The sequence below is a fragment of the Aliiroseovarius sp. CAU 1755 genome (genome assembly GCF_054482655.1).
The window spans coordinates 1,137,907-1,155,615 of the sequence record NZ_JBTLRH010000001.1; the positions used below are offsets into that span (position 1 = coordinate 1,137,907).

General features: G+C 56.2%; 21 protein-coding genes. 13 read left to right on the forward strand and 8 right to left on the reverse strand.

From position 1 onward, the window contains the following. Positions 1-108: 108 nt before the first annotated feature. From ACXYMP_RS05675 to ACXYMP_RS05685, 3 genes are all read left to right on the forward strand, one after another. On the forward strand, positions 109-1,020 hold the full coding sequence (locus ACXYMP_RS05675; protein WP_458904870.1) for an ArdC family protein: 912 nt from the start codon (positions 109-111) through the stop codon (positions 1,018-1,020). A 163-nt stretch (positions 1,021-1,183) separates the two neighbouring features. Next, positions 1,184-1,996, forward strand: coding sequence for a type IV toxin-antitoxin system AbiEi family antitoxin domain-containing protein (locus ACXYMP_RS05680; RefSeq protein ID WP_458904872.1), 813 nt, complete (start codon positions 1,184-1,186; stop codon positions 1,994-1,996). Then, positions 1,989-3,449, forward strand: a complete 1,461-nt coding sequence (locus tag ACXYMP_RS05685; RefSeq protein ID WP_458904874.1) for a nucleotidyl transferase AbiEii/AbiGii toxin family protein — start codon at positions 1,989-1,991, stop codon at positions 3,447-3,449. The genes ACXYMP_RS05680 and ACXYMP_RS05685 overlap by 8 nt, the downstream gene beginning before the upstream one ends. A gap of 5 nt (positions 3,450-3,454) precedes the next feature. Here ACXYMP_RS05685 and ACXYMP_RS05690 read toward each other — a convergent pair whose 3' ends face one another. Then, on the reverse strand, positions 3,455-4,666 hold the full coding sequence (locus ACXYMP_RS05690) for a toll/interleukin-1 receptor domain-containing protein (RefSeq protein WP_458904876.1): 1,212 nt from the start codon (positions 4,664-4,666) through the stop codon (positions 3,455-3,457). Positions 4,667-5,106: 440 nt separating this feature from the next. On the opposite strand from ACXYMP_RS05690, the gene ACXYMP_RS05695 reads away from it, so the two are divergent. Both ACXYMP_RS05695 and ACXYMP_RS05700 read left to right on the forward strand, forming a co-directional pair. Next, the gene (locus tag ACXYMP_RS05695; protein ID WP_458904878.1) at positions 5,107-5,466 is read left to right on the forward strand and encodes a DUF2958 domain-containing protein; all 360 of its coding nucleotides are present in this window, start codon (positions 5,107-5,109) and stop codon (positions 5,464-5,466) included. 9 nt (positions 5,467-5,475) lie between these two features. After that, on the forward strand, positions 5,476-5,793 hold the full coding sequence (locus ACXYMP_RS05700; protein WP_458904880.1) for a hypothetical protein: 318 nt from the start codon (positions 5,476-5,478) through the stop codon (positions 5,791-5,793). A 46-nt stretch (positions 5,794-5,839) separates the two neighbouring features. Here the strand turns inward: ACXYMP_RS05700 and ACXYMP_RS05705 are convergent, their stop codons facing one another. Then, positions 5,840-6,355, reverse strand: coding sequence for a hypothetical protein (locus tag ACXYMP_RS05705; protein ID WP_458904882.1), 516 nt, complete (start codon positions 6,353-6,355; stop codon positions 5,840-5,842). A gap of 382 nt (positions 6,356-6,737) precedes the next feature. Here ACXYMP_RS05705 and ACXYMP_RS05710 point away from each other — a divergent pair, with 382 nt between their 5' ends. Continuing rightward, positions 6,738-6,971: a hypothetical protein gene (locus tag ACXYMP_RS05710; protein WP_458904884.1), complete on the forward strand. Its 234-nt coding sequence runs from the start codon at positions 6,738-6,740 to the stop codon at positions 6,969-6,971. Positions 6,972-7,009: 38 nt separating this feature from the next. On the opposite strand, the gene ACXYMP_RS05715 is transcribed toward ACXYMP_RS05710, so the two are convergent. From ACXYMP_RS05715 to ACXYMP_RS05725, 3 genes are all read right to left on the reverse strand, one after another. After that, positions 7,010-7,318 (reverse strand): hypothetical protein, encoded by a 309-nt coding sequence (locus tag ACXYMP_RS05715; RefSeq protein ID WP_458904886.1) that lies wholly within the window; start codon positions 7,316-7,318, stop codon positions 7,010-7,012. A 94-nt stretch (positions 7,319-7,412) separates the two neighbouring features. Continuing rightward, the gene (locus tag ACXYMP_RS05720; protein WP_458904888.1) at positions 7,413-7,886 is read right to left on the reverse strand and encodes a J domain-containing protein; all 474 of its coding nucleotides are present in this window, start codon (positions 7,884-7,886) and stop codon (positions 7,413-7,415) included. Beyond that, a complete protein-coding gene (locus tag ACXYMP_RS05725; protein ID WP_458904890.1) occupies positions 7,886-9,511 on the reverse strand; it encodes a type IV secretory system conjugative DNA transfer family protein in 1,626 nt (541 codons plus the stop codon). The genes ACXYMP_RS05720 and ACXYMP_RS05725 overlap by 1 nt, the downstream gene beginning before the upstream one ends. A 208-nt stretch (positions 9,512-9,719) precedes the next feature. On the opposite strand from ACXYMP_RS05725, the gene ACXYMP_RS05730 reads away from it, so the two are divergent. Further along, positions 9,720-10,436, forward strand: a complete 717-nt coding sequence (locus ACXYMP_RS05730; protein ID WP_458904892.1) for a hypothetical protein — start codon at positions 9,720-9,722, stop codon at positions 10,434-10,436. A 5-nt stretch (positions 10,437-10,441) separates the two neighbouring features. After that, positions 10,442-10,810 carry an ankyrin repeat domain-containing protein gene (locus ACXYMP_RS05735; protein WP_458904894.1) on the forward strand — a complete coding sequence of 123 codons (369 nt, stop codon included), beginning with the start codon at positions 10,442-10,444 and terminating at the stop codon, positions 10,808-10,810. On the opposite strand, the gene ACXYMP_RS05740 is transcribed toward ACXYMP_RS05735, so the two are convergent. Next, complete coding sequence (locus tag ACXYMP_RS05740; RefSeq protein WP_458904896.1) at positions 10,801-11,142, reverse strand: low molecular weight protein tyrosine phosphatase family protein; 342 nt, start codon at positions 11,140-11,142, stop codon at positions 10,801-10,803. The genes ACXYMP_RS05735 and ACXYMP_RS05740 overlap by 10 nt on opposite strands. A 695-nt stretch (positions 11,143-11,837) precedes the next feature. Between ACXYMP_RS05740 and ACXYMP_RS05745 the strand changes: the two genes are divergently transcribed. The 4 genes from ACXYMP_RS05745 (at position 11,838) to ACXYMP_RS05760 (ending at position 14,806) form a co-directional block, all read left to right on the forward strand. Further along, positions 11,838-12,191: a plasmid mobilization protein gene (locus ACXYMP_RS05745; protein ID WP_458904898.1), complete on the forward strand. Its 354-nt coding sequence runs from the start codon at positions 11,838-11,840 to the stop codon at positions 12,189-12,191. 9 nt (positions 12,192-12,200) lie between these two features. Then, complete coding sequence (locus ACXYMP_RS05750) at positions 12,201-13,823, forward strand: relaxase/mobilization nuclease domain-containing protein (RefSeq protein ID WP_458904900.1); 1,623 nt, start codon at positions 12,201-12,203, stop codon at positions 13,821-13,823. Positions 13,824-13,891: 68 nt separating this feature from the next. Next, on the forward strand, positions 13,892-14,200 hold the full coding sequence (locus ACXYMP_RS05755) for a cyclic-phosphate processing receiver domain-containing protein (protein WP_458904902.1): 309 nt from the start codon (positions 13,892-13,894) through the stop codon (positions 14,198-14,200). A gap of 78 nt (positions 14,201-14,278) precedes the next feature. Continuing rightward, positions 14,279-14,806, forward strand: coding sequence for a hypothetical protein (locus tag ACXYMP_RS05760; protein ID WP_458904904.1), 528 nt, complete (start codon positions 14,279-14,281; stop codon positions 14,804-14,806). 908 nt (positions 14,807-15,714) lie between these two features. Here ACXYMP_RS05760 and ACXYMP_RS05765 read toward each other — a convergent pair. Then, entirely contained in the window at positions 15,715-15,891 is a 177-nt protein-coding gene (locus ACXYMP_RS05765) for a hypothetical protein (RefSeq protein WP_458904906.1), read from the reverse strand. Positions 15,892-16,530: 639 nt separating this feature from the next. Further along, the gene (locus tag ACXYMP_RS05770) at positions 16,531-16,653 is read right to left on the reverse strand and encodes a hypothetical protein (protein ID WP_458904908.1); all 123 of its coding nucleotides are present in this window, start codon (positions 16,651-16,653) and stop codon (positions 16,531-16,533) included. A gap of 162 nt (positions 16,654-16,815) precedes the next feature. On the opposite strand from ACXYMP_RS05770, the gene ACXYMP_RS05775 reads away from it, so the two are divergent. Continuing rightward, positions 16,816-17,709, forward strand: coding sequence for a hypothetical protein (locus tag ACXYMP_RS05775; protein WP_458904910.1), 894 nt, complete (start codon positions 16,816-16,818; stop codon positions 17,707-17,709).

The window sequence follows — 17,709 nt, forward strand, 5'->3', positions numbered from 1 at the left end:
TTCATTCCCGTGTTGCCCGTGCTCCGCCTTTTGGCGGTGACCGTCCGGCTGGTGCCACCGGCCTTCTTCTTTTGCGTCCTCAAGGACTTACAGCGAAAGGAGAACATCATGACTACGACCAAAACACCACGGCAGGATATCTACAGCCGCATCACCGATCAGATCATCGGTGCCCTGGAATCTGGCGTGAAACCCTGGACACAGCCCTGGAACGCCGCTCATGCCGCAGGACCGGTCTCGCGCCCGTTGCGCTTCAACGGCGAAGGCTATTCCGGGATCAACGTCCTGACGCTCTGGGCATCTGTGATGGAACGCAGATTTGCCGCCCCGATCTGGATGACTTTCAAACAGGCCCGCGAACTTGGCGGTCATGTCCGTAAAGGTGAAAAGGGCTCGCCTGTCGTCTATGCCAACACCATCGTCAAGACAGAGACCGATGAGGTTTCCGGCGATGATGTGGATCGCACCATCCCCTTCATGAAAGGCTACACCGTCTTCAATGTCGATCAGATCGAAGGACTGCCTGCGCACTACTACGCTATCGCCTCGGGCTCTGAGAATCCCGACGAGCGGGATGAACGTGCCGAAGCATTCTTTGCTGCAACCGGTGCCCGTGTCGAGACCGGTGGCAATTCTGCCTATTACCGGATCGATACGGATCATATCCAGATGCCTGCCTTTGAGGGTTTCACCGATGCGCAGCGCTACTATGCAACGCTGGCGCATGAAAGCATCCATTGGACGCGGCATGAAGACCGGCTTGATCGGTCATTCGGTCGGAAAACCTTCGGTGATGATGGCTATGCCCGTGAAGAGCTCGTGGCCGAGCTGGGTGCAGCGTTCCTTTGTGCCGATCTCGGGCTGACGCTCGAAGATCGCGATGATCATGCCGCCTATATCAGTTCCTGGCTCAAGGTCTTGAAAGGCGACAAACGCGCGATCTTTAGCGCAGCTGCGCATGCGCAGCGGGCTGCCGATTATCTGCATAGCCTGCAGGATCGTGACCTGAAAGCTGCGTGATTGGCAGCATTCTGCGCCGCCCTGCGGGCGGCGCAGCGATACACAGAAAGATCATAAATTCCCAAAAATTGCGAACTATCAGTCTCCTGGTATACTGGCTTGATAATATACTGTGATAGTGAAAATTCGCAATAATTGCGAATTAGTGATATCATGATGTAGTATGAACGATTCGAGAACATCACTGGCTCGCGGGCGCGCCCGCCTCACTGCAGTCATTCAGGCTTCAGGGGATGTCGTGCGCATTGAAGATGCTGTGCAGGCTCTTGATATTGACCGCAAGCAGGCTGCCAAATTGTTGTCCCGGTGGACCTCCCAAGGCTGGTTGCGGCGGGTTGGGAGCGGGGCATATGTGCCCGTCCAGCTTGATCTTCTGGATGCGCAGCAGGTCTTGCAGGACCCTTGGGTTCTCGTACCAACGCTATTTGAGCCTTGTTACATCGGGGGCCGGACCGCTGCCGAGCATTGGGACCTTACCGAGCAGATATTTCGTGATGTTCTTGTGTTCACGGCGCGCTCAGTTGCCAGCCGGACAGTCGAGCGGCAGGGTGCTGTCTTCACGCTCAAACATATCAAGGATGAGCTTATCTTCGGGACAAAAACGGTCTGGCGCGGCCAGACCCGCATTGCCGTGTCTGATGTTCACCGCACAATCATCGATATGCTCGATGATCCCTCAGTTGGCGGGGGCATTCAGCACGTCTCTGAGTGCTTTGATCGTTACCTGCAGCGGCCTGATTGCAGCCTCCATCTTTTGATCGACTATGCGCTGCGCCATGGCAATGGCGCGATTTTCAAGCGACTTGGATTTTTGGCTGAGCGTCATGCGAAGGGCGGCCAGATTGCGCGCGAAGCCCGCAAGCATCTCACCAAAGGTCATGCCAAGCTAGACACGTCATTAGATTGCCCGCGTCTTATCACGCGCTGGCGCTTGCGCGTGCCCGATAGCTGGGTAAAGGACGGGCGGCATGATTGATAAGCGCGAAATCCTCAGCCTTGCCAGTACACAAGGCCTCACCCCGCATGTGGTGGAAAAAGACTATGCCCTTGGTTGGGCGCTTGCCGGAATCTACGCGCACCCAGAGCTATCTGAATCCTGGGTATTCAAAGGCGGGACCTGCCTCAAGAAATGCTTCTTTGAAACCTACCGGTTTTCAGAAGATTTGGATTTTACGCTGCGGGATGAATCCCATCTCGATGAGGCGTTCTTGCAGCGCGTCTTTGGGGAAATCTCCGAGTGGATTTACGAGCAGAGCGGTCTGGAGTTTCCGGCGGATTCACAAAAGTTCGACATGCTCACCAATCCGCGCGGCAATCCAAGCTGCCAGGGCAAGCTGAGCTATCGCGGCCCGGTCTCGCCGCGCTCACCGCCGCGTATCAAGCTCGATTTGACCGCCGATGAGCGCCTTGTGCTCGCGCCGGTCGAAGTGCCGATTTTTCACCCCTATAGCGATGCGCCCGCAGGCGGCATCATGGTGCGCTCTTACGCCTACGAAGAAGCCTTCGGCGAAAAAGTCAGGGCGCTTGCCGAACGTACCAGACCGCGTGATCTCTATGATGTCATCAATTTGTTCCGCAACACCGAGGCGCGGCCCGCAGCCTCAGTGTTGCTCGATGTCCTGCGGCAGAAATGCGAATTCAAGGGCATTGCAGTACCGAAGCTAACCGATCTCGATCCGCATCGCGGCGATGTTGAAGGGGCGTGGGGGCACATGCTGGATCACCAGCTACCGTCCTTGCCCCCCGTCGAAACCTTCTGGGAAGCGCTTCCCGCATTCTTCGACTGGCTTCTTGGCGGCACGATTGCACCGGCCCCTGCTGCTTACCGGCTCGCGAGCGGCGACACCGTTATTCGCGAGCGCACTTTGCGGATTCCGGTTGGTAGCTCTGCCCAGACCTATCTTGAAATCATTCGTTTTGCCGCTGCCAACCGGCTCTGCGTTGCTCTTGATTATGTGAAGGAGAGCGGCCAGCGCAGTTCGCCCGTGATCGAGCCATATTCGCTGCGGCGTACCAGCAATGATGATATCATCCTGCATGCCTGGGATGTGAAGAAGAACGGTCATCGCAGCTACCGGGTTGATCGCATCCGGGGAGCGCAGGCCACAAGCCAAACCTTCGTTCCACGCTATGAAGTCGAACTGACACCAAGCGGGCCGGTCAGTATTCCGCCAACCGAGCGGCGCTCGGATAGTGTCAGATCAGCAAGCGGCGCTTCGCTTTTCGGTGCCCGAACCGCGCGCATACCGCGTACCAGGAGCAGGGCTCAGAGCAGCTTTGGCACCGGACCGACTTACACATATCAGTGCGGCATGTGCGGCAAAAAGTTCAAACGCAAGACCATGAATGGCCGACTGAACAAGCATAAAGCACCCGGCGGACTTCCGTGCGGCGGGCGCACCGGATTCCTTGTCGATACAAAATATTAGGGCTGTTACCGACGGCTTTTCACAAAGCGACGGAGCGGACCTTCTTTGCCAACGATGCGCATCATGTCAAAATCGCCGTTGCCCATGACCTTATAGTCCATAATCAAATCGCGCTCGTGCAGGTATGTGGCAACAGGGTTCAGCCGGCGTGCGTCCCAGCCATAGTGCTCTGCTATTTCGCCGCAATCCGATGGAAAATCTTCATCATTCATGATGTCTGCAGCGAGCCGCAGGGCATCATCTTTCGTGTCCCAGTCCATCCAGTAGCGATCAAATTCTGCATACAGCGTGCCCTTTACGAGCACGTGGATCGATGTGTCTTTAAAGAAAGGCGAGAGCTCAAACAGCGCGTCTTGCGTGTCCTCAGGGCCTAGGCCTGTTTGCTCCGCTATGTCCTCGGCGCTGATCTGCGGGTCTGCAAATTTGCCATGTTTGGATTGTTGCACGAATAGCTTTGCAACGGCGTTGGCAGCTGGTGAGTAGCCGGTCTGCGTCTCATCTATTGCTGCGAACGATTCCGGCTTGGGTCCGATTGGCGGTTTGCGGGTAACACCGTGAATATCTGCAACCAGCTGGGAAATATCACCGTCATCGCCAATCTCGGGTGCATGCATGCCGGACAGTAAAGGCGGCAGCTCTGATGCTGGAAGCTGATAGCGTATCGGCAGAAACCGGCATTTGCTATTGAGCCTGCGCACCAATCCGGCGTCCATTTCCTGATTGACCCAGGGCTTTTTGATGGATTCAGGCGTTAGCAAGACCAGAAAATGAGTGCACTCACCAAGACCCTCGTCGATCTTTTGACGCAGGCTATCGCCAGCGTTGATGCACCACTGGTCCCACCAGGTATCTATGCCGTTTGATTGCAGGGTCTGCGCAACATTGCGGGCAAGTTCCATGTTCTCATGGGTGTAGGACAGGAAAACACTCGGTATGGTCGTATCTCCAGCATCAATTTGCTCTTGCAGCATCTCATTATCTTCCATTCGGGATCGCACGGCCTCAATAAGGGCCGGTGAGCCTTCAACATGCATGGAAAGATCATCCAGGGAGTCTCCGCGCATGACGATTGTCGGAAATTCTCCGGTCTGCGGATCACGGATCGAGCCGATCTTTTCCCTTATCTGCCCTGCAATGGCTTCGAGCATTGCCGCTTCCAGCGCATCAGCAATATTCTCAGGTTTGACGCGGCGACCGCCGATCTCGAAACTAATCATTACTCTGCCAGGCCTCTCTTTATTCTTGTTGAAAACATACAGAAGCCTTGGCTATTTGCCGAAAATCCAGACAACCGTATTAGCTTGAATTTTATCACTTAATCTTCCGGTTGAACAAGAGATGTCCTTGTGTTTTGGCGCGTCCGGCCTTGCCGGACCGGGCTCTCGTGTACCGAGCCCGCGCTCAATCTTGCGCGGTCTTGGCCTTCCGGCGTCGATCCCTCGCGCTTTGGTCCGAGACGGCTCAGGGAAGTCTTCCTGTTCGTTTTCGAAAGTTCTGGACGCGTATCGGCGGGGGCGGCGACCGGTCAATGCCGCTGCCCGCACCAACCCCGCTTTTGCTTCGCTGCAGCGAGGCCGTGTTGGGCATGACCGGCCCGCCTGATGCCCCCGCCGAGTGTCTCCCGCGTCCTTTCGAAAACAACAAACAGGAGACAACCATGAAACTCTTCACCAAATCCATCCACGAGCAGCTCTTGCGCAATGGCCAGCTTCGACTTGAACGGCAGGAGCAGGGGCTTGATGAGCCGGACCTGTTGCCGGTCGTGAAGCTCTTCACCCCGGATGCTGCCTGTACCTGGCTGCTCTCTGAGCTTGATCCCGATTGTCCCGATATCGCCTTTGGTCTCTGTGATCTCGGCATGGGCTGTCCTGAGCTCGGCAGTGTCAGCGTCAGCGAACTGGAAGCTGTCCGTGGCCGTTTCGGCTTGCCGGTCGAGCGTGATCTTCACTTCACCGCAGACAAAACCCTGTGTGCCTATGCCGATGAGGCGCGGGCTGCCGGTCACATCAAAGCATAGGAGGGCATCATGCATCATTACGAATGTCACACGCTGGACTGGCGTGGCATGCTGATCGAGGTCAGGTACTGCCGCAGCTGGACCAAGCTTCATAGCGGTCAGCCCGATGAATTTCACATGGCGCATATCGAGATCGAATCCATCGAACCGGCGCGTGCCATGCTGCCTATCACCGAAACGGGCTATCGCTCGCATTTCGTGCCGGAGCAGGAGGTCATCGAAGGCGGCGGGGCACTTGCCTATGTCGAGCAGGCGCTTGACGAGGCTGCATCCTCCATATCTTGGCAAATCCGTGAGCAAGAAGCACGGCAGTACAGCCTGTTCTGATGCACCAGACAGGAAAGCGCGCGTAGCGGCGCTATGCCGTCAGTTTTCATTTGTGGCGGTGAGGATTCATCATTTGGTCTAGGCCGTTGATCACCTCTCGAAAGCGCACCACTTCGGCCTTGAAGCTCCCGAGAAATCCGATGAAGTAACTGGCGGCGAAGGCAAGCTGGACAGACTCCTCTTGATCGCGGACTAGCTTGACGTGCTCGGCCTCGGTTGCCTCTGCGAAATACGCGTCGAGTACGGCCTTGGTTTTTCGCTCGCGTTTATCAGACTCCAACGAATGAGCGAGTTCGTTTCTAAGGCTGTTTAATCGAAGCGCGATTTCCCACATTCCGTTGCTATGCTCATCCAGAGACATTGATCGGGCGATGTGCAGCTTCTGCGAAAAGCTTAGACGCGCGCCGTCGAGGTAGTCAGGATGAAAGACGAATGTTCTGATGATCTCGTCGAGCATTTCCTCGATCAGCAAATGGCCCTTCAGCACGATCAGCACTGACTCATCGAGAGCGCCAAAGACGGCCTGAACGCGCTCTCTCATTTCTTCAAATTCACTGGGCATCAAATCTCCTTAATACGAATGGCCTCAACGGCATGACAATAGCATGGATTCAGCCGTGTTTTGAATGGCCTGCGCGGCTCTAAGAGGCGGGCAAAGGGGGCATAACACTGTCTTTGCCAGAGGCTATGCACTTCGTGCCGCTATGTGCTTTGCGGGCTTGCTGTTGGTTCGTGCGCGCGGTCTCATCCGTTCTTCCCAAGGTTTCGTTTCAACGACCAATGACGCTTACGCAGGGCGCGGCGGCATGCAACCGGCTGCCCGCTCCATTCGCTGCGCTCCCGTGTTGCCGGTTCCCCGCTATCGCGGTGCATGCCGCCTCTGCCGCCCTGACGTTCGGTGCAGGTCATCTTGAAACGAAGAAACCTTGAAAAGGAGAAGACCTATGAAACGCACAAACCAAAAACAAAAAGCCCAGGAAGCAAAAGCACCGGCCCTGATCGCCTATCATGTTCCTGACCGCGAGAACGCTCCCTGGACCCGCATCGGGGCCGCTTGGGACCACAAAGACGAGCGCGGCTTTACGCTCCAGCTCGATCTGGTTCCCGTCGCAGCAGGCCGTGTCGTTCTGCGGGAATTTGATCCCAAGATGATCGAAGAAGAAGAGAGCGCCGCTTAGGCGCTCTCCCATCCCTTCCTTCGTGATGACGGCTTCCTTCAAAAGGGGAAGCCGTCATCCATGTCACTACCGCGCGGACTGATCTCGTCCTCATGGCGAACACCGCCACCCGGATCGAGATAGAGCTCTTCGCTGATGCGCTCGAAGAGATCATCATCGCCGAGCTCCGTCTCGTTTTCGATCCAGCAGCGCGGGCCGCCATAGTTAAAGCGGCAATGCTCTTCCGCCAGAAATTGCGAGAACAGCTCATCCAGATAGTCTTCGGCATCGTGGTAGCCTTCCAGCGCGGCCATATCGCGCAGGAACGTAAGCTCATCAGCGCTCAGATCAATCGATACTCTTGGCATGATCGCCTCCCTCTTTGTTGTCCTTCGATGGAAACCAAGATGGCGATGACCGGCCCGCAGCGCGTGAGCACGGACTGGTCATAGTGAACCGCGCTCAGCGCCAGCCATGCGCGGTGCAGATGATCTCATGGGCGCGGTTCACGACTTTCGCATCTTCCGCATCGCCGCTCTGATCAGGATGCACGCGGCGCATCATCTTTCGGTACGCGGCCTTGAGCGCGGCGCGATCAAAGGTGCCGGGTTCCAGCTCAAGGATGATGCAAGATACTTCATAGCGCGTGAGGCCGCGCCACAAGTGTTCAGGTTCTGGCTCCGGTTCTTGCCATTGCCTCAGCCGCCACGAGCGGAACGGCGCGCTGATCAGATGCCACAGGATTCTTCCGCTGCCACTGACCAGTTGGAGCAGGACCGTCCCGCCAGTGCGGGCAATGCTTGTTGTCGCGGTCATCAGAACGAGCGCGACAAACCAAAGCAGCATCGCCAGTACTTCAAGGAGCGGCTGAAAAATGCTCTCAAAGAAAAGCATGAATAGCACCCAAGTTACGAAGATGATGAAGAGGGCATCCATTACGATGCCCCCACTCCGAAGAGTTTCATCAGCCACAGAACGATGGGCGCAGCCATGATGCAGGCAGCCAGCGGATGCGGTGCCATCCACCAAACCAGCATGTAATAAATGCTGCCCCAGTTTGCGGCCCATTCATCCAAGCTGCCTGGTTCGCGCGTTGGGCCTTCACGGTACGGGTTCGGATGAAACCGCCCGCGCAGGCTGGGCTGCTTCCAGTACGGCGTCTTCTTGAGCTCCATCGGCCACAACCTGCCCAGCAGCACAATCTGATAACGCCCGCTGGTGCGCATCAGTTCTTCTGCCATCAACAGCGGGCGTGCCGTTTGCGAGACGGTGCGTTCCCCGCGCGCATTGGTGGACGCGGTTGCGACCGTACATTGACCCATCAGTGCCTGCGTATATTGCGCGGTTTGCAGATCGCCGACGCCGAGGATTTGCATTAACCCGCAATTGCTAACGAGCGTCTGCCAGTTCGCGCCGTAAAGGTCCGCGACCTGCCCAATGTTCTGCCAGATCGTCCAGATACCAACATTGTATTTGCGCAGCGTCGCAAGCCAGTTCGGCAGGCGAATGATCTTGCCGAGCGCTGCCGCCTCATCAATCAGGAACGTGACGCGAGACTTGGCGTAGGGCATGCGTTGCAGTTCCAGGATCGCACAGGCCATCGCAAGCCGCGTGATCGCCGCGTGGCTCTCGATATATTCGAGCGGCATGACGACACTGATGGCACCGCCTTTCTTATTTTTGCGGCCCTTGAGCAGGTCAAAAGACACATCACTGCGGCTCAGCGTGTCGCGCACCAATTCGTCTGCGAGGAAGGCAAGGTCCTGCTGAATCGTGGACATGACCGCAGAGAACTCTTCCTGGGCCTGCGCCTCGATCCGTTCCAGTTTGTTGGCTTCGCGTGCCGCAAGCTGTCCGCAGGCAGGGTTCGCTTTCATCGCTGCAAGCAATGCTTCCCAGCCATCCGTATCCGCATAGGCATATTCATAGAGCGTGCCGATATTCTGGCGCGCTTCCGGTTCCGCCGTTTTGATATGGACAATCATCGCGCGCTTCGCGCTGGTCGCGGCATCCTTGAAGTAGCTCGTGTTGCCGTCTTCCTTGCCAGCACGCGGGGTGAGCATCTCAGCAAAGAGCTGCGCGTCGGCTGCAAAAGCTGGGCTTGCCGGATCAAGCAGATCAAGTGGATTGAACCCGTCAGTCGGCAGGTTCCACGGCTTGCCGGTGAACATCGCAAACGGGTTGATGCAGCGCATCTCCATACCCGCCTTGCGCCAAGCCTTGGAAGCAATCGCCGTGTTTTCCCCGCCCGGATCGACGACAAATAGAAAGCGCTTATGCAGCAGGTTCGGCAGGATCGCACTCGTGCCTTTGCCCGATCCGGTCACGCCAAAGGTGATTGCGTGCGCGCCTTTGTAATAGACGCCGAGCCTGCCGATCCAATCCCCGACATAAAGCCCGCCGCGCCGGAAAAGGCGTGAGCGAAACACATCCCAAACCCGGCACCACATTGCAGAGCCGTATGTCGTCTTTTGCTCTTCCTCAAAACGCCAGGCGAGCAACATCAGCACCACGAAAATCGCGATGCCGACACCAGTCCAAACTTCCCATGACCAGTCCATTTTGTCTCTCCATCCTTGGCGCGCAGAACGGCGCGCTTGTGTGGAAGACAGTTCGGAATTGTGGGGGCGTAGCTGAAGTTCACGGATTGGTCATGGCGGGGTTTTCCGTTGGTCTTGTTCTGGTCACGGGCGCGTCCACGCCTTGACCAAGCTGGTCACTGCCCCGAGATTTGCCTTACATGATTTTGAAAACAGGGAGGGAACAGTCATGGCTGAAAGTGACAGCCCCAGACATTTTGATGAAGATGCGCGCGCCAGCGTTCGCGCCGTACTCAAGGCATATAAGAAAGCCCATAAGATCGGTGCACCGACGCTTCGCGTGCGCATCAAAGAGAGCGATCCGCAGAAGCGGGAACTGCCGATCTCCAACTTGCAGCGATTTTTGCGCGGCTCGCATCGCACCACCGACATGTATGTCGGCATGTTCGCGGATTTTCTGAAGCGCGAAGAATTTGAGTTGCCCGAAGACGAGCCCGGGCCGCTCGGTGTATTTGGAGGTGCGCTTGCCGTGTTCCACGAAGTTGCGCAATCAGACGGTCTGACCGAAGAGCGCGCGGCATCTCTTGCCGGGGAATATAATAAGGTGGCCTCGCAAACGGAGCCGGTCTATCCGATCCTCCAGCTTTCAATAGAGCAAGAAGACGACCGGCCCTATATGCCCGTCAAGGAAACGCATACGCTCCTAGCAGGCGAAGCAGAGCTGCGTTTCGAAGGGGCTCTCGTTTGCGTCGGCGGGATGAACTACGTCGCTATGCGCGATGTTCTGACCCAAAGGCCAAGAAACTATTGGCTGGAGCGCATCAAGACGGCAGATGGCTTTTCCGACAAATATCTCAGCGGCGATGCGACCGAGATGCTGTTTCGGGAAGAGCCAGGCGATAGCACGATGCGCCACGAAAAACTCACCTTGCAAGCAAAGGGGTAAGACGAATGTTTTCCGGACAACTTGATGACCAAGGGCGCACCATCCCCGCAGATCGCCCGCGCTATGATCAGAACGATTTTCTCGCGATGGCGTATCGCGGACAGACAGATGATGTCCTGGCCGCGCTGCGCGGCGGTGCGGACATCGCAATGACTGATGAGGGCACAGGACTGAATGCCCTGCACCTCGCGGTGGGGACGAATAACCTCAGGCTGACCAAGGCGCTGGTCGAAGATCACGATCCGGTCTTTGCAGCCGATAAGTTCGGGCGCTGGCCGAGCCTGATCGCAATCGAATGCGAGGTCAGCGATGAACTTTCCGACTACATCGTGGAAGCGGAAGCCAAGTTTTTAGGCCTGAGCGATCAGGCTTGATCATCGAGCAGCGCCTTGAGGCGATCACCGACTTTTTCTTCCAAGAGAGCGACCAGCACAGGATCATCACGCTCATATTCATCGGGAATATGCAGCGTGATGATGCGCGCATCGGCAGGGCGCTGCTTGAATTTCTTGCGCACCCGTTCGCGGTGATGCGTTTCCATAGCAAAGATCACATCAGCGGATGCGACAAGCTCCTTGCTCAAGGGCAATGGCGCATCGGGTGACGTGCCCGCAGAGACCGCTTCCACACCGTCCCAGGCGCTGAACACAGTTTCAGCGGTCGGGCTGCGGAGCTTGTTGGCGGTACAGACAAACAGGACTTTCATAGTTCTGATCCTATCCAAACAGAGCGCTGACTGGAAGGCAGCACAATAGAAGTTCCCTGCATTCGATGCCCCGAATGAAGGGTGCAGATGCGGTAGAGCATCTGCGAATCCGCGTGACCAATATTTGACCAACTATCTGAAATCATGCAATGTATCCTGCAGTGGAAGCTCGTCTGGCGGTAGTGGTTAACGCTTCCTTAATATCCGTAATGAGATAATGGGATGAGAGGTCGTTAAGGCCGAATACAAGATGTGCGCGGTAAGACCGCGCCATCTTGGCAAGGGGGTGTTAGGCACCCCCCGTTGCATCCCCCAGCTGATCGGCAAGTCCGGGTATTGAACCCGTCCATGCCGATGGCAGCGCGCATTACGTCGATCAACCAAGCGGTCTGTGACCAGCTTGTGATCTTCCGAAATAGCGCGCTGCACCCGACCTTCTCCGTAGAACTGCGAAGCCCGCCAGGGGGAGATGTCTCTCTCCCACCTGGACCCCCATAGATCAGGGCTTTCGCGCCCTGAAACCACGACCAAATGGAGACTTCGCTCTCCCTTTGGAAACCCATCGCCCAAAGAGCCTTCGCGCCCTTTGGAAACCTGATGAGGGGACGCTGTCCCCTTCAAACCCGCAGCCACCGCATCGCCGGTGGAAGACGACCAAGGCAGCGACCTTGGATGCGCCAACTGAGAGAAAGGTCATGGCGAACAGCGGCAGCGAAACCAGGAAACGGCGCAAAACGCTGAGCGCGCGTTTCAACGACGCGGAGGCAGCTCTTGTAAAAGAGCAAGCCTGCCGCGCTGGTCTCCCTGTATCTGCTCTCATCCGTCATGCCGTCCTCAATCAACCGCCGCCCCGCAAATCCCGCACCCCGCCGCTTGATCGCAAGACTGCTGCGCAGCTGCTCGGCCAGATCGGTGAGCTTGCGACTGCGCTGCGGGATGCGTCTCAGGTTTCCGATGGCGCGTGCAATGCCGCCGTGATCGAAGCGGCGCACCGTGACCTTGCCGACATGCGAACCGCGCTCTTTGAAGCGCTTGGCCGCGAGCCGTGAGGGGGTGCCATGATCCTCAAAGCCAGCCAGCGTGCAAATGGCGGTGATCTTGCCATCCATCTGATGAACAGCTTCGATAACGATCAGGTCGATATCGCCGATCTTCGCGGCGCTGTGGCGGACGATCTCTACGGCGCGTTCGCCGAATTCGAAGCCGTTGCCGCCGGAACCCGGGCCGAGAAATATCTCTACAGCTTGTCCATCAATCCGCCCGAGCCGCTCACGCGCGACCAGTATTTGGAATCCATTGCCACCATCGAAAACCGGCTCGGTCTTTCAGGTCAACCGCGCGCCATTGTTTTTCACGCTAAGCCTGATGAGACCGGCATTGCCCGCGAGCATTGCCATGTCGTCTGGTCGCGCATCGATATCGAGAAGATGAAAGCGATCCATCTCAGCCATGATAAGAGCAAGCTCATGGACTGTGCGGTGGAGCTCTCCCATCGTTTTGGCTTCGATCTGCCGCCTGGCCTCAAGGCCTGGGAAGAAAAACACGGCTTCAAGAAGGACAAACTGGAACCGACCCTTGCCGAAAAAACGCAGCAGGATGAGACCGGCCTCACCCCTGAAGAGCGCCGGGCAGAAATCACGCAGGCTTATGAACAGGCGGATAGCGCGGAGTCGTTTCGGGCAGCACTCGATGCCAAGGGCTATGTTCTGGCCAAGGGCGACCGGCGCGGTTTTGTTATCGTTGATCGGCAATGCAACGTGCATAGCCTCATGCGCTACATCAAAGGCCACAAGGCGCGAGATATCAAAGCCAAACTCGCCGGTCTTGATCCTGATGATCTGCCATTGGTCGATCAGGCCAAAGAGCTCATCAAGGATCGTGCTGCGCGCCAGAAACAAGGCGAGGGTAAGTCACAAGGCGAAAGTACCGGTGAGGGGGAGAGCACCGGTGCTGATCTTGTCGCCATGCGAAAATCCTTGGAGCGCAAGTTTGCACGCAATCTCTCACATCGTACCGCGCGCCTGAATAGTCGTGAGCAGGAACTGCTGACTCGCCAGCAGAGCGAGCGTCTCGCTCTACATCGCGCGCAGCATCGCGAAAGCAAACGGCTGCTCTTTCGCGCGCGGCGCGCTGTCACCGATCTGATCGGCAAAACGCCGGGGCTGCGCTCGGTGCTGGGGCCGATCCAGAAGCTCACTCATCTTGATCCAGTGGAGCGCCACCGCAAAGAAAATGATGCACTCAAACGCCGTCATGCGCGCGAGAAACTGGAAATCGAGCGCTATCGGCGCATGGCGGCGCGGCTGGAAACGCGCGAGCGGAAGGCCTTGGGCAAGCGTTTGAAACGCGCTCAGATGAAGGCGCAGACCATCGAGCAATCGTTGCGGCAGGAATTTTTTGAGGCGGCACGCGATCACCGCGTCCGGCAAGATACAGATTTGCCGAAGGGCAAGTTGCCTGAGCAGTTCAATGATGCCGGTGAGTTTGCGGAAGGGCGCGAAGAGGCTTTGGCCGCGCAGGCTGAAGACGAACGCGACGATCAGAATCTTGCGAAGACCAGGACTTGGAAGCAGCGCGCGGAAGAGCTCGAAGGAGAAAACGAGCGTCTCGGGCGCAAGCGTGGCCGCAACGGGCGCGGCAAAGGCAATAGAGGCAACGGCTTTAAGCGCGAGGATGACTAGAACAAGACTAGGACTGGGCATGGCCGCGCCTGCTAGAGATGGGTGGACCTTTTTTTATGGAGACCGTGATGGATGTTTTTCTTGATGACCGGCGACAAACGCCATTCGGCTGGACCCGCGTTTATTGGCCGGACCAGGCTATTGCCTTGCTTGAAAGTGGCAAGGTCGAGCTCATCAGTCTGGATCACGATCTCGGCGATGATAAGCGCGGGACCGGCATGGATGTGCTGCTCTGGATCGAGCGGGCAGTGGCAGAAGATGGATTTAGGCTGCCTGACATCCGCATTCACACAGCTGACCCGTTAGCGCGGAAGAAGATGCAGGCGCTGCTTGATGAGATCATCGCTGCTTCTGCAAGGGGTGCGCGCTTAGCGTGACCAGTCTGTGCGCAAGACAATAAGGGCCGCAATCGCCATTCTCTTGAAAAGTAGGAACCAAGACTAAGGATCACTCCCATGAAACTCACAATCGCTGAAGCCGAGCTGCTCCGAGGAAAGGAGCAGCGTACCGCCGCTGCCTTGGATGCTATCGCCCGTGACATGGCGAATGCCAACGTCGCGAATGCGCAACCGGCACCAACTTATACCGCGCAGGCTCCCAATCTTGTTTGGTATTCGGCTTTCGATGAATATGGGCGTATCCGGAGCTGCTTTGTCACCGATCCAAAAGAGGTGCAGCGCCGCACAAAGCTACACGACCAGATGGTTCTTCCTGAGCCCTCCGATCAAAGGGGCTATGTCTTTACGTTGCTTGATGCTTTTGGGCGTCCGGAAAAACGTCGCCTAGTGAGCGTAAGAACCTATCTCTGCCGCTACTATCTCTGGCAGCACAAAGCGCGAGTCATCCCATGGAACGATGTCCTAAAGCGTGACCGCGAGATGATCCGCCGTATCACTGGTAAGAGCCGTCTGCGCGGCGCATGGCGCTGCTTCTTCTTCGGAGCTGGGAAAGAAATCGTCCATGCCTTTGATTTTTCCGATTAGGTGATAGGGCCAGATGGCAAGCGCGTGCGTCGCCCGGTGGATGACGATTGACGAACAGGGAGCCCGGACGGGAAGTCAGGAGCGATGATGACATGGAGAAGAGCATAACGGATAGGTGCTCCGATCTTCCAGCGAAGCAGCCCACTGTAGCTTCTGGTCATCATCATCACCCCTCTGTCAGTGAGGGCGATGATGGCTCCGGCGAAGCAGAAACTGTGCTGCTAGCGGAGGGATAGTGATCTGGATTTGCCCAATAAACAGTGGGACGGGTTGGTTGTCCCACTGCACTGCTCCCCAACCTTAGACCGCCGAAAGTTGGAGCTTTTTGGCTCTTGCGGTGCTCACAAGGCGATGGTGAAAACGTTGTGCACAAAAGCAGTCACTTCAAGAGTGAGCGGCCTTCATTTCCTCTAAGCTCATTCTTCAGTTCCCATGCAGCAGCGTCGCATTGCAGCATCGTGCTCATTACATCCGAAACCTTGTCGGTAAGACCGTTAACGCCGCTTCAAGTGCGAGCTCATAATGATGCTCGGTGACGCCATAGCCAACATGACGATCGCCGAGCTCTCTCAGAACCGACTTAGACTCTATCGAAGGCTCGGATGACAACACGAACGATAGCGCGCGCGAGAAATGAACAATTTGATCAGACATGTCGCTCGGGAGAAACTCTCGAAGATTTGGTTCTCTTCGAAAGATTTCGCCCTAGATCGCCTCAACGAGGGATTGCACGTCACAATTTGCGTCTTCATTGCTGCCTCTAACGGTTTCAAACGACTTGCTCAGCAAAAATCCACTGAACGTCGCAACAACGAACATCAAATATCAAATAGACACAAAGTTGCGTGCTAGCGCGCTCAGTGGCTCATTAGGCCAATACCGCGCTAGCATTACGAAATGCTCAAAAGCTACCACTTCATCATATGGTCAGACAGTATCTGATTGTTCGCAATCATGTTTGCATCGTGGGCTTCGACCGCAGCGCGGAGGGCTTCAACTTTACTCTGTGCCTCGGCAAACTCAGCTTTCAACTCAGAACGACGCGCAAGAGCGGCTCGCATCTCTTCAGTCATTTGTTCGGACATTGTTTTCTCCTCATTGGCAGGCACCTTTAGCTTGCCAGATGCGGAGGGTCGAAGCAAGCTGAAGTAGTGGCGATACGGAGCCAGTTGCAAATGATAGAGTCTGTTTGGGCATTGCCTTACGACATGCGGTGCGAAGCGCTTAGTCTGTATGCGAGTGCCTTGGCCAAACAGTTTCACGCCCGTTACAGGTTCAACCTCCCGATGCGGTCTGGACCGGTGCTTGCTCACCAAAGGAACCGAGCAATCGCCGAGGAGTACGCCAGTTTGACCCAACGAAAGGTAGTGACGACTAGTCAGCCGCTTATCTCTGCGGTACGCGATCTGAAACCAGCTGTCGTAATAGAAGCCTACGAAGACCTCGACACAGACCTAATCACGGTCATCACTGGACAATACGACGCCGACTTCGCTTCAGGTCTTGTCTTGGCACCAAGAGCTTTTTTGCGTCGACGAGCGTTGGTGTGCTCGATAGCACGGCACACGCCGCCTGGCGCATGTCCCACGATAGCCGAAATATCTCTTACCGGTGAGGTGAGTAGAGAAACGCGGGCACCAACGCGTGATCTTGATAGTTCGGCACGAAAGGCTCGATTAACTTCGGTTCAGATGGGCGCGGATTTGCTCTCTCTAACCGGCCACTCAGATGGCTTCGATGCTGACCTGGGTCACGGCCTGATCCTGTGTGGTGTGAATCCCAAGGCACAGAAATGTAGCGTCGAACGAGCGCCCCGCTGTGTCCACACGGGACAATGTCACCGACATCAGATTGTACATGGTGTACCTGGCGAACCCTGGAGCATTGATCGCGCGGCTGCATCTGAAATGCTCGTTCCGGCAAGACTGCTCGTGGCAAAGTTGTTTACGTTCTACTCTTGCTGGGGAATCCTCCCAAACGCTCACTATTGCGACCCCAAGTGGGGCTTGTTGTCAGAAATACTCTCTGGTTGTAGCGTCGGTACCGTGATCACAACTTGGAAGCAGGAGTTCATCGACGTAGAAGCGGCAAATGAGGCAAATCAGGCGCTCCAAGAAGGGCGATCGGTCGGGCAGGCCGCAGCGATATACAACCGTCATTTGGGCGCCACAGCGAAAGGTAGTAGAGTTGTAGTGCTCGGTGATCCGGAAGCCCAAATCGCGCAATATCCATCAAATTCTTCGTCACATGTTCGACAATCAAATTCGAATAGCGAAATAGCAATTGAATCTCCATCCAGTATAAACAGCTATTCTGAGTTTTGGAAAATCTACAGACAAGTGACCGACCACAAAGTTCAGCCCTTCGGGCAGATGGTTCAACGCATTGACAGCGGAAACCAGACCAATGAGACCGATTCAATAGCCAATTTGCTACTGAAGACAGGCACGCTTTTCTGTGAGAACTGGATCAAGTTCTGCGATGAACGATCCCTTCGGTCTTCATCCAGCCGTTGCGAGAACTGCGGTAGTGTTGCGACGAAGACGAGCGCTAGTTTTGGTCCCTCAAACCAAATCTCAAGGGTGCTATTGAACTGTCCCCGTTGCTCGATCGTCCAAGATTGCACGCCCGACCTAGCAAACCACTGCCTTTCGTTTGACTGTGGTGAGTTGACGTTCTCTGGCGGCACCGATGTCAATCACCTTGCAGCTTACATTTTTCTTGATCCCGTGCTGCCGCGAGAGCGTCTGGCCTTCGCCCTGTCATCTGTGGATATCAATCAATCGATAAAAGCCGTATCAAAGAGCCTCGAACGACTTCAAGGCCTCGTTTATACATCCCTACTTCTACTAGAAGGAAATAGACCTTCTTTATTTGGTCTAATGCTGAAGGGGGGCGAATGA